Below are 12504 nucleotides of genomic sequence, written 5' to 3' on the forward strand. Positions count from 1 at the left end.
GAAAAAAAATTACTTCTTTTCTTGCTTCCTTGTTTATTTACTATAATTTCTATTTCCAGTTGAAAGTAATTCTCTTTTCGATATCAGAATTTAAACTTAAAAAAACAGGACAAGTCATTGCTGCTCGCTCTAAAATTGTTCTGCTCTTTTCATCGGCATTGCTTATCAGTTCAAAAACAATTTCGATTGCTCCAATTCTTCGTGGTTCTGCGTTCATAATTTTAGTAACTTCAGCAGTAGAATCAACTAAATCAACATTTAAATCACGAGCTTTAATTCCCATAATTGTAAACATACAGCTTGCTAAAGCATTTGCTACTGTGTCTGTTGGAGAAAATGCTTCTCCTTTTCCGTTATTGTCTAATGGTGCATCCGAAATAATTTCACTTCCGGATTGTACATGTACAGATTTTGTTCTTAAATCGCCTAAATAGGTTACTTTTGATGTCATTAATTTGCTACTTTTAAAGTTAAGTCTGAATCGTAATATAAAATATAAACACCTTTGTTAGCGTGTCCACCATCTTCTTTTTTATAATATTGAAATTTATTGTCAACCTGTTCTGTTGTCATTAAATCTGTTGTTTCCTGATATGTTTTTCCCTGAACCAGACGCATCATGGTATCAAACGTTACATCAAAACCGCGAGTTGCATAAGTGTTTGGAGTTACTTTATTTTTTAACTTGTATTCTTTTTCAAAAATCAATACAGATGATTCATCACTTTCGCGGGTAACAGACGGATACATTAATTTTAATTTCACCAGGTTTTCAAAACTAATCTCATCTGTATCCAAAGTACTGTTTGGTTCCAAAATCACCAATTGCACCTGACAAGTTCTCTGAGCGTCAATCAAAGCTTTTATGGTTGTCTTAATCATTGCAGTATTACCTGTTTCCATTACGACATAATTTATTCTGCCCGGCAATAATAAACTTTTCAGATTGGCCACATCCAAACCTCCTGTTTCTGTTAAAGAAGCTAAGACAACTCCTTTTTGATTTTGTTTGATGTAACTGATTACAGATTCTTTTTTCTTGTCAACTACAGCTACAATATTACCGTTTTTTGAGCGCATGTAATCAAAAACAGTATTTCTGACAATGTCATTAGACGGTATTGACTGGTACAAATTACCAATAGGGTTGGCTGAATCTTTTGACAAAGGCGAAATTACAGGCACATTGTACATTCGTAATGAATTTGCCGTAGCTTCTGCATTGTTTTGATAGAATGGACCGATAACCGCATCAGCATCCTGCAATTTATTTTGCGAAATCAAACTAGAAATATTTGATGTGCTTTTCGTTTCCTGTGAATCATAAATTGAAATATCAATAGGCAATTTTAAAACTTTTGCCGAATCAATTGCCATCATTGCTCCTGAATAGAAATCCAGAGTCATGTTCAAAAATTTATCACTTTTAATTCGGGTAGCCGGACTTAGCGTATCATTTTGCATTTTCGCCAAATTGAAAGGCAATAGTAAAACTACCTTTTTACGCTCGTTGTTACCTCTTTTTTTACTTAGTTCAACCACTTCCGGATCAGCAGAAACAGTTTCAGATTTTACTTTTTCAAGGATTTTTATTCCTCCGCCTGAAGGTGCCTCTTCTCTGTTTTCTACAGGTTTCTCCTCAGTTTTTTCAACCGGCTGTGGTACAACGATTGGAACTGGTTTTACATATCCTGACGGAACTTTTAAAACCATTCCTTCTTTTACACCTTCAGAAAGTGCTGGATTTAGTTCTGTTAATTCTTCCTGAGTTATATGAAAAGTTCTTCCTAAACTATAAAAAGTTTCTTTTGGCTTAACCTGATACTCCATATAAGTAGTTACTTTTTTTGAATTTTCAACAGGTTTTTTAGCATCTGCAGGTTTCTCATTATTTACAACTGACAGAGGTGTACCTTCCTGTTTAGGTGCAACTCCTTTTATGATCAATCTATATCCAACCGGTAAATTAGCAACAATATCCGGATTACGCATTTCTAAATCCTCAACAGTAGTTTTGTATTGTTTTGCAATTGAATATTTAGTTTCTTTTGGCTGAACATCGTGATATACATATTTTTCCTGGGCTTTTTCCTTGATTGTCTTAGCAGCTGTTTTTGTTTTTGGCAATGCTCCTTTTGACGGAATAACTAATGTCTGGCCAATTTGTAAACCATCTGTTACTAAAAACGGATTTGCAGCCTTTAGTGCTTCATCAGAAACACCGTATTTTTTTTCGATTGCAAAAAGTGTTTCTTTTGGCTGAACTTCATGCGTTCCTCCTTTTTGAGAAGTTACGTTTTTGGCAGTTGTAACTTCTTTTTTAACAGACACATCCTTATTGCTATTACTCGGAATTAATAAAACTGTATTAGGTTTTACTCCATTTCTGGCATCCGGATTTAACTGGTAAATATCATAAGGCGTAACCTTAAATTTCTGTGCAATCTGATTGACTGTTTCTCCATTTGACACTGTGTATTTAGTTACTTTTCCCTGAGAAAAAGCAGAACACGTAATAAAAAAAACAAAATAAAACAGGGTGAAAAAATATTTCATAATAGATGTTAAAAACAATTATTGTTTAATGTGAACAAGATACTAATTTATGTTCAAAACAAAAATCAGTCCGAAAGTTAATTCTTTACTAATTATTATCTGAGATCAATTTCTGCCTTTGCAATAATAACATTTTTATATAACTCATCTTCTTCTCTTTTCTTGCATTGATATAGAACTTCTTCCATATTATTGTATTTATCCGAATATACATAATAAGAAAGACTATTTATATTAAAAAAGAAACTGGCGTTAAAATCTCCCGAATCAATTAGTTTCATTATTAATTGATCTCTTGGCGCTGGGTCTGAAAATGTACCCAAAATCAGATAATAGCCATTCGAAACTTCTTTTAAATTATCAAAAACTTCAATTTTTACGTTTTTTTCATTTTTAAACGGGTTTTCTTTAAGCTCCTTTTTCATTTCTTCCAGAGAAACTATTTTTGACTTTTCTTCTGAATCAGATACGTTATGATTTTTAATCGCTTCATCCTGATATTTTTTCAGTTTTATCAAAGCTAGTTTATCATCAAATTTTCTTGCCTCCATACTATAAAAAGAAGCTTTACTGATATGCCTTTTTACCTCAATTTTTTTCTGATTATCCAATGAATCAATTTTAGCAATCAAGAGCTGATTTTGAGCATCACCTTGCTCCTGTTCGATTTTATAACGTTTAATTTCTTCTAAAGAAAGTCTTTGCTGAATAGATGTAGTACTGTTCTTTTTTTCGCTTTCGCGGATTTTTTTCTTATATTCCTGATTTTCTTCAAGAGCAATTCTTTCTACTTTATTCATTAAACCGGCATACGCTTTTCGGTTTTCTGCCAGTTCTTTCTTTAATTGAGAAGATAATTCACTTGTTTTACCAATACTTTCATACGATTGCTTTTCTAATCGCTTTGATTCATTAACATTCAGTACATCCATTTTTTTCAACTCGACCAGGTCATTGTTCATTGTAGTAACCAAAGAATCTAATTTTGTCATTAAAATATCCTGAACATTTTTATTTGCTTCTAAAACTAAACGCAGCTTTTCAACCGAATTCTCTTTAGAGCCGTTCATGTCATTAAGGTTCAGTTTCAAATCATTGATTTTTATAATCTTTTCATTCATTTCTTTCTGAACAATCAGTCTGTCTTTTAAATCATCTATTTCTATAGTTTTCGCTTTAGTTTTTTCGACAACAACTTGTTTTTCAGCAAGTGCCAGCATTAATTCTTCACTTTCGTTTGCTGGCTTAATCTCTTTTGTATTGATCGCTAATTTATTTCCAACAATTAGTCCGTTTACAATTTCAGGATTTTGAGACTCCAGCTGATCGATAGAGATGTTATATTTTTTGGCAATAGAAAATTTAGTCTCTTTGGCTTCAACAACATGAAAAATTGTTTCCTGATTAATTACACGAACTCTTCCATCGAGCGTTTTTCTTTTGTTTGGAATTGCGATTGTCTGGCCAATTTGCAATCCGTTTTGAAGAAGACCTTTATTTTGGCTTTCCAAATCCTGCACAGAAACATTATATTGTCTGGCAATACTAAATAAGGATTCTTTAGCTACAACCAAATGTGTTGCTTTTGAAGAAGTAATATTTTCAGTTTTTGAAGTATTTTGCGGAATTACCAATTCCTGACCAACCTGAAGTCCGTTTATAAGAATTGGATTTGCATTTTGAAGCGCTTCCACAGAAACATTATATTGTTTCGACAAGCCAAAAAGAGTTTCTTTTTGGGCAACAATATGGATTATTTGCCGGTTTGAATTTTGTTTTTGTGCTGTATGAACAGGAATCTTAATAATTTGATTGTCTTTGATTCCGTTTTGTGATTCGGGGTTGAGCTTGTAGATCTCATCAATAGAAACCTTATACTTTTGGGCAATAAAATAAGCGGTTTCTCCTTTTTGAATTTTGTGTTCAATAATTGAATCTTGCGCAGCTATTTTGTTAAAAGACAAAATAAACACAAGAGAAATCGTTAAAAGTTCTCTCATAAATAGTAGGTTATAAAAAATTAAGGCCTTACAAATGTAAGACCTTATTTTTAAATATCGTATTATTCCCACTCAATAGTTGCAGGTGGTTTTGAACTGATATCGTAAACTACACGATTTACGCCTTTTACTTTATTGATAATATCATTTGACACTTTCATCAGGAAGTCGTAAGGCAAATGAACCCAGTCAGCAGTCATTCCGTCTGTTGATTCAACAGCTCTAAGTGCTACTACTTTTTCATAAGTACGTTCATCGCCCATTACACCTACAGAATTTACAGGAAGCAAAATTGCGCCAGCCTGCCAAACTTTATCGTATAATCCCCATGATTTTAACCCTTCAATAAAAACTGAATCTACATCTTGTAAAATCTGAACTTTCTCCGGAGTAATATCTCCAAGTATTCTGATTGACAATCCTGGTCCCGGAAAAGGGTGTCTTCCTAATAACTCAGGATCTATTCCTAATGTAGCCCCAACTCGTCGCACTTCATCTTTGAAAAGCATTCTAAGTGGTTCTACAATTTTTAATTTCATATAATCCGGCAATCCGCCAACATTATGATGTGATTTAATTGTTGCCGATGGCCCTTTTACCGAAACAGACTCGATTACGTCTGGGTAAATTGTTCCTTGTGCTAACCATTTTACGTCTTCGATTAAATGTGATTCATCATCAAAAACTTCGATAAATACGCGTCCGATAGTTTTACGTTTGGTTTCAGGATCGCTGATTCCGGCTAATTCGCCTAAGAAACGATTTCCTGCATCAACACCTTTTACGTTTAATCCCATTCCTTTGTATTGATCTAATACATTTTGGAATTCGTTTTTACGAAGTAATCCGTTGTTTACGAAAATACAGTAAAGGTTTTTACCAATTGCCTGGTTTAATAAAACTGCTGCTACAGTAGAATCTACTCCTCCTGAAAGTCCTAAAACTACTTTATCATTTCCTAGTTTCTCTTTTAGCTCAGCCACCATTTCTTCTACGAAAGCGTTTGGTGTAAAGTTTTGAGGAACTTCGGCAATTTTTACTAAAAAGTTTTCCAGCATTTTTGATCCGTCTGTCGAATGGAAAACTTCAGGATGATATTGAATTGCATAAGTTGTTTCGCCTTCAATTTTATAAGCTGCATATTCTACATCGTGAGTACTGGCTAATTTTACAGCATTTGTTGGAAGCGCTTTGATACTATCGCTATGGCTCATCCAAACCTGGCTGTTTTCTGAAACTCCATTAAAGAAAACTTCATTCTCCTTAATATAAGATAAATTAGCTCTTCCGTATTCTCTGGTATTTGAAGCAGCTACTTCACCTCCGCTAAAGTGAGCTAAGTATTGTGCTCCGTAACAAACTGCCAATAATGGAAGTTTGCCCCGAATTTGAGATAAATCAGGATGTGGAGCATCTTCTCCGCGAACAGAAAATGGGCTTCCTCCCAAAATTACGGCTTTATAAGGTGATAAATCACTAGGAAAGTGATTGTAAGGAAAAATTTCGCAGAATATATTTAATTCGCGAACTCTACGCGCAATAAGTTGAGTATATTGCGATCCGAAATCTAAAATAAGTACGTTGTGTTGCATGCGCAAAAATACTTTTTAAATTCGAAAATGAAAAATTGAATTTTGATTTTTTTTTCTTTTTAAATACAAGGTTCTTAAGTTCCTAATATTCTGGCATATTATCTTTAAATAATAAATAAAAAATCAGCATTTAAAACAAAAAGACAAATCCAAAGTTCTAACAATTTCGTATCTACAAAAAACCAATTGAATTTACCTATGAAATCAAAACTTATTGCCTTGACAGTTTGCCTGTCTCTTTTTTTAACTTCTTGTGACGTTGTTGATGATTTATTAACCTTCAGCATTTCAAATGAAGCTTCTATTAAAATTAATAGCACTTCACCAATCAACTTACCTTCGGAGATTATTACTCCTGAAGTTACTACAAATTCATCTTCTGAATTTGAAAATAACAAAACCAAAGCAAACCTGGTAAAAGATGTAAAGATTAGATCTTTGAAATTAGCAATCTCTGATCCTTCAGACAAAACATTTACATTTCTAAAATCAATACACTTGTATATCTCAACAACAGAGTCTAACGAAATAGAATTAGCTTATCAGGACAATATTCGCACTACAGCAAATTCGATTGATTTGATTTGTACAGATCAAAGATTAGACGAGTACATTAAAGCAGACAGTTATAAAATAAGAACAAAAGTCACATTAAAGGAAACCTTAACAAAAGATGTAACGGTAAAAGCAAATATGAAATTTAGGGTTACTGCAGATCCTCTGTAATATTCTGAGCAGGAGATTAAAAACTCACACATTAATTCACTAAAAACAAATCACTTACATTTAAAATTAAAATTAAGCATTTTTGAAAGCAACTTTTGTATATTTTTTCATCTATTTAAAGTAGAGTACATTTACAAAGATAATCATTAAAACAAATTTCATAAAGTCCTGTAAAGTACAAATTCTACAAAAGAGATCTTAAAAATATGGAAAATATCACTATTAATTATCACGGCACCTTTTCAAAAATTTCAGGCATTTCTGAAGCTGCAAGAGCAAATTTTTCAGCATTAAAAGACAATACTTTTATTCTTAATCAAATTAATTATATAGAGAATAATCGTCAGTTAATTAGAGAAGGTGGGCATTTACAGGATTCCATTACTGATAAGATAATCAACATCTATCATATAAATATTAATGATATTCCTTGTTTTTTACTAAATAACGATATAATTACAGCATCAAACACATACAACATTGCTTACTGGGCATGGGAATTTAATAAGCTTCCTGAAGATTTTGTTAATCTCCTGCCCCTTTTTGATGAAATATGGGTTCCCAGCAGTTTTTGCCAAAATGTTTTTGCCTCTTACTCGTTTAAACCCGTTATAAAAATACCTCATTTAATTGAACGTATTGAAATTGAACAAAGCAAACCAAAAATAGAATTACAGGATAAATTTGTTTTCTTATCCATTTTTGATTCACTAAGTACACCGGAAAGAAAAAATACTGATGGCCTTATAAAATGTTTTTTGGATACCTTTTCTGCTAACCCTAATGTTGTATTGATATTAAAAACCGTTAACCTGGAAAAGAACAAACGCTTACATCAGAAATTTATTGAACAGACAAAAGATCACAAATCGATTATCCTTATCAACGAAGACTATACAAAAAAAGAGCTTATACAGCTTATCGATTCCTGCCACTCGTATGTCTCGCTTCACCGCGCTGAAGGCTTTGGACTGACACTTGCAGAGGCCATGTCAAGAAACAAAATAGTGATTGGAACAGGGTATTCCGGAAATTTAGAATTCATGAATAACCAAAACAGTTTCTTAATCCACTATCAGTTAATGATACAGGACAAAGATTCTGATTTTATTAAACAGGGGTATGAGTATGCTGAACCTGATATCGAAAATTCAAAAAAAGTTTTAAAGTTCGTATACGATAATTATACCGATATTGAACATATAAAATTAAATGGCAAACAAACGATAGAAAACTCTTTCTCCAAAAAAAAGATTGGCGATTTAATGTATTCCAGACTACAGAAAATAAGTGCCTTTATTGCAGAAAAAGAAGGTGATTTTTTGATTAAAAAGAATGCTTTAATCATTGAAAATATAAGACATCAGGATAAAATTAAGAAGTCCGAAAAAAAAATAATTTTCAAAGCAAAACTATTTTTTTTGAGATTTTTTAGTAAGTAACTTTACATCTTCGTAAATTAAAAAAATCACTCTTTCGTTACAATAATCGAAGCTTTAAAACCTGCGGCAAGATTATTCCAATAGTCATTGGTTATTAATGTTCCTTTATCATCAAAAACCTGAATTTCTGCAGTATTACCTCCTAAAGAACCTATATTTAATGCTTCAAAATCAAGTTTATTAAAACCATCTGTAAGCACAATTTTTATTTGTTTAAAATTACTATCCAAAAGCAATTGGTTTTGAATAACCTTATCGTTAGAAGAAATTTTTACCAAATCACCATCTATAGCACCGAAATCCCTGAATTTTACAATAAAATAGTCAGACTTTGTTTTAAATTCGCCTAAAGAAATATTTTTCTTAACTAATTCTCCTCTGCCTTCTTTCAATCCTGCTTCTCTTAAAGCCTTGTCCAGATCTTTCTCCATTTTCGGAATATAACGATCTCCGGGATTGGCAAAATCATTTTCTGTTGACATTGAAAACTTACTTTTCTCCTCCCCAATCTGAAATCTGGATTTTGGCGTTATGCTGGTATTATCAAAAACATTTGGTGTTTTAATATCTGGGATATCTGTTTTTTGAGCCTGTGGATCTTTAACTTCCGGAATCGGAGTTTTTTTATTAGGCTTAGAACTAAACTTTGGAGCAGGAATTGGTTTAAAACCGGAGTTAAATTCCCCCTGAGCAGAAGTTGTCAGCGCTGTAAAAAACAATATGAAAAATAAAATGTGCTTCATTGAAAAAGTATTATCGAATCGGCTTTTAAAATTTTATAAAATCAACAATATCGTATCGCAAAAATAGCATAATTTAATTTGCAGGTACAACTTTATGACTTTTATAACAATAAATTAGGCTAATATTTAGACACAAAAAACCTGCCAGAAAATAAAATCTAAAAGGACCTGATTTTACACTGATTTTGACTTCATACTACATCAGTTTGGTAATCAGGCTCCATCTTATTTCAATTCTAATTAATTTAAAAATACATTTGCTGTAAAATTTCTGAAAAATAACGAAATCATCCACAAGACTAAAAAAAACTACATCTTAAAATATCACAAAAAAGAACGAATTACAGAATGATTTCAAATAATTTTCTCTCTTTTGACTGGCATATTTTATAAATTGCAACGTATTTAATTAACCTGAATTTGTACTCAAATTTGACAAAACAAATTCAATAAAACACAAGAAATGAAAAGAGAAAACATCTTAACAGGATCACCATGGGAAGACAAAATGGGATATTGTCGTGCTGTAAGAATTGGTAATATCATTGAAGTCTCGGGCACTGTGGCTATTGTTGATGGCGAAAAAGTAAAAGCCGATGATGCTTATGCACAAACTTATAATATTCTTGAACGTATTGAAAAAGTATTGGAAGATTTGAACGTTGGAATGAAAGATGTGATCAGAACCCGAATTTTTACTACTGATATTAGTACTTTTGAAGACGTAGCAAAAGCACATGCCGTTTTTTTTAAGGATGTAAAACCAACAACAGGATTTTATGAAATCAGCAAATTGGTAGCTCCTGAATATCTGGTTGAAATTGAGTTTACTGCTGTAGTTCAGGAATAATTTATTTTGCTACGGATTTCACTATTTAATTTCTTTTATTAGTTAATCAATTACTCGAATTTAAAATTTTACAAACACAAACTTTTAAAATTCGTTTTAATTAGTGAAATTCGTAGCAAAACTTTTCTTATAAATGACTTTTCGACAACTAAAAAAAATATTTCTGACCATTTTCAAATGGATTTTGATTTGTATTTTAACAGGTCTGTTTTCAGGATCAGCATCTGCTTTCTTTTTAGTTTCACTCGAGTATGTCACACAATTTAGAATTCAACACAACTGGATTATATGGTTTTTGCCTGTTGGCGGCTTCTTAGTAGGATTGATCTATTATTATTGGGGAGAATCTGTTGCAAAAGGAAATAACTTATTGCTTGAAGAATACGAAAACCCTAAGGAAGTGATCCCTTTTAAGATGGCTCCTTTAGTGCTTTTAGGAACCTTAATCACACATTTATTTGGCGGATCAGCCGGACGTGAAGGTACTGCTGTACAAATGGGCGGCGCTATCGCTGATCAATTTACAAAGCTTTTCAATTTAGATAATTCCGAAAGAAAAATTTTGATTATCCTCGGAATCAGCGCAGGATTTGCCTCCGTTTTTGGCACACCTTTAGCCGGTGCCGTTTTTGCTCTGGAAGTTTTATATTTCAGTAAAATCAATTTAAAAAGTACTCTTCTGTCATTTGTAGTTGCTTATGCTGCTTATTTTACTGTTGAGTTCTGGCAGGTAAAACATACTCATTACAGTATCCCTATTATTCCTGAATTAAATTTTAGCAGTTTATTTTATACCCTAATTGTGGGTCTATTATCGGGTTTAGCTGCATTGTTATTTGCAAGAAGCACTCAGCTTTGGGGAACTCTTTTTTCTAAAACCATTAAATATCCGCCACTTCGTCCTGCAATTGGAGGAATCATTTTAGCGATAGCAATTGGAGGTTTTGGATTTACACAATTCTCAGGATTAGGTGTCCCTTTTATTGTTGACTCATTTTATCACCCAAATGAATGGTATGATTTTCTTCTTAAAATTTTATTCACCGGTTTTACTTTAGGTGCCGGTTTTAAAGGTGGTGAGGTAACTCCGTTATTTTTCATTGGTGCCGCTTTAGGGAGCGCATTATTTATCATAATTCCAATGCCAATTGCACTTTTAGCAGGTCTGGGATTTGTAGCTGTATTTTCTGGCGCAACCCACACTCCAGTAGCCTGCACTATTATGGGAATGGAATTATTTGGAATTCAGCCCGGAATTTTTATTGCTCTTGCTTGCACGATTGCTTATTTTTCGTCGGGTTCTGTGGGAATTTATAAATCGCAAATTGTAAAAGGTGCGAAATACAAATTGTATCAAAAATTACAAAGAAAAGAATTAGAACATTTGTAAAATGAAATTCCAATTTTAGAAATTCCAAATTCCAAACTGAATCCGAATTGCTACACGCTGCAAAATAAGCCGTTCTCATCGAACGGGTTTTAAACCTCAAACCTGAAACTTCAGACAAAGAAAAACCAAATCCCTAAAAGTGTGTTAATCTGTAAAATGATTTCAGCATTACATTAAAAAAATGTAAATTCGCACACTATGAAAATACAAGATATTGAAGCAGTAAAATTATTACTATCAACCCCAAAGAAAATTGCAATAATTCCACATAGAGGCCCAGATGGTGATGCCATGGGTTCTACATTAGGATTATATCACTTTTTATTAAAAAACAATCATCAGCCAACAGTTATTGCGCCTAATGATTTCCCTAATTTCTTAGCCTGGCTTCCCGGTTCTGAAACGGTAAAAATATTTGAAAAGGATACTGAAAACTGTACCAAAATATTAGAAGAAGCCGATTTAATTTTCACACTTGATTTTAATGCTTTCCATCGTACCGGTGACATGGAACATACTTTAGCTAAGCTGACAGCTCCGTTTATCATGATCGATCATCATGAAAAACCACACAATTATGCAGCTTACACTTACTCTGACACATCATATGGTTCTACGTGTGAGATGATTTATAATTTTATTTTGTTTCTGGACAAAAAAGAGGATCTGGATAAAACCATTGCTACTTGCATTTACACTGGAATATTAACTGATTCAGGCTCATTCCGTTTTCCTAAAACTACAGGAAACACACATCGTATTGTAGCAGAATTAATTGATTTAGGAGTAGAAAATACTGAAATTCCGGTTTTATTGTTTGACAATAGTTCTTACAGCCGTTTACAATTATTAGGACGTGCTTTGCAGAACATGAAAATTTTCTCAGAACATAAAACTTCTTATACTTTTTTAACACAGGAAGAATTAGATTCATTTAATTATGTAAAAGGCGATACAGAAGGAATCGTAAATTATGGATTAAGTATAAAAGATATTATTTTCACTGCCATTTTTATAGAAAACAAAGAGGAAAAAATCATTAAAATTTCGTTTCGATCCCAAGGTGGGTTTGATGTAAATCAGTTTGCCAGAGATCATTTTAATGGAGGCGGTCACACAAATGCTGCCGGCGGAAAATCAGAAGTTTCAATGGAAGAAACTTTGAAAAAGTTTGAAGATTTAGTAATTAAATTAGAAATATAAAT

General features: G+C 32.5%; 10 protein-coding genes. 5 read left to right on the forward strand and 5 right to left on the reverse strand.

Annotated features, from left to right (window positions below; genetic code table 11):
* Positions 1 to 49: 49 nt before the first annotated feature.
* The 4 genes from JE46_RS08980 to guaA form a co-directional block, all read right to left on the reverse strand.
* Entirely contained in the window at positions 50 to 451 is a 402-nt protein-coding gene (locus JE46_RS08980) for an OsmC family protein (protein ID WP_031454938.1), read from the reverse strand.
* Entirely contained in the window at positions 451 to 2556 is a 2106-nt protein-coding gene (locus JE46_RS08985) for a PBP1 and LysM peptidoglycan-binding domain-containing protein (RefSeq protein WP_031454939.1), read from the reverse strand. The genes JE46_RS08980 and JE46_RS08985 overlap by 1 nt, the downstream gene beginning before the upstream one ends.
* Positions 2557 to 2651: 95 nt before the next feature.
* Positions 2652 to 4556, reverse strand: coding sequence for a LysM peptidoglycan-binding domain-containing protein (locus tag JE46_RS08990; RefSeq protein WP_031454940.1), 1905 nt, complete (start codon positions 4554 to 4556; stop codon positions 2652 to 2654).
* A gap of 62 nt (positions 4557 to 4618) precedes the next feature.
* Positions 4619 to 6148 (reverse strand): glutamine-hydrolyzing GMP synthase, encoded by a 1530-nt coding sequence (gene guaA, locus JE46_RS08995; RefSeq protein WP_031454941.1) that lies wholly within the window; start codon positions 6146 to 6148, stop codon positions 4619 to 4621.
* 198 nt (positions 6149 to 6346) lie between these two features.
* Here guaA and JE46_RS09000 point away from each other — a divergent pair, with 198 nt between their 5' ends.
* Positions 6347 to 6874: a hypothetical protein gene (locus JE46_RS09000; RefSeq protein ID WP_031454942.1), complete on the forward strand. Its 528-nt coding sequence runs from the start codon at positions 6347 to 6349 to the stop codon at positions 6872 to 6874.
* Between the two features lie 206 nt (positions 6875 to 7080).
* Positions 7081 to 8316: a glycosyltransferase gene (locus JE46_RS09005; RefSeq protein ID WP_051872856.1), complete on the forward strand. Its 1236-nt coding sequence runs from the start codon at positions 7081 to 7083 to the stop codon at positions 8314 to 8316.
* Between the two features lie 26 nt (positions 8317 to 8342).
* Here JE46_RS09005 and JE46_RS09010 read toward each other — a convergent pair whose 3' ends face one another.
* Positions 8343 to 9059: a hypothetical protein gene (locus JE46_RS09010; RefSeq protein WP_031454944.1), complete on the reverse strand. Its 717-nt coding sequence runs from the start codon at positions 9057 to 9059 to the stop codon at positions 8343 to 8345.
* A 463-nt stretch (positions 9060 to 9522) separates the two neighbouring features.
* Between JE46_RS09010 and JE46_RS09015 the strand changes: the two genes are divergently transcribed.
* The 3 genes from JE46_RS09015 to JE46_RS09025 all read left to right on the forward strand — a co-directional run bounded on the left by JE46_RS09015 (position 9523) and on the right by JE46_RS09025 (position 12502).
* Positions 9523 to 9909 (forward strand): RidA family protein, encoded by a 387-nt coding sequence (locus JE46_RS09015; RefSeq protein WP_031454945.1) that lies wholly within the window; start codon positions 9523 to 9525, stop codon positions 9907 to 9909.
* Between the two features lie 133 nt (positions 9910 to 10042).
* A complete protein-coding gene (locus JE46_RS09020; protein WP_031454946.1) occupies positions 10043 to 11299 on the forward strand; it encodes a chloride channel protein in 1257 nt (418 codons plus the stop codon).
* Between the two features lie 198 nt (positions 11300 to 11497).
* On the forward strand, positions 11498 to 12502 hold the full coding sequence (locus JE46_RS09025; protein WP_031454947.1) for a DHH family phosphoesterase: 1005 nt from the start codon (positions 11498 to 11500) through the stop codon (positions 12500 to 12502).
* The last annotated feature ends 2 nt before the right edge of the window (positions 12503 to 12504 follow it).

It is taken from the genome of Flavobacterium chungangense LMG 26729, from assembly GCF_000735715.2.
In the GTDB taxonomy this organism is placed as follows: domain Bacteria; phylum Bacteroidota; class Bacteroidia; order Flavobacteriales; family Flavobacteriaceae; genus Flavobacterium; species Flavobacterium chungangense.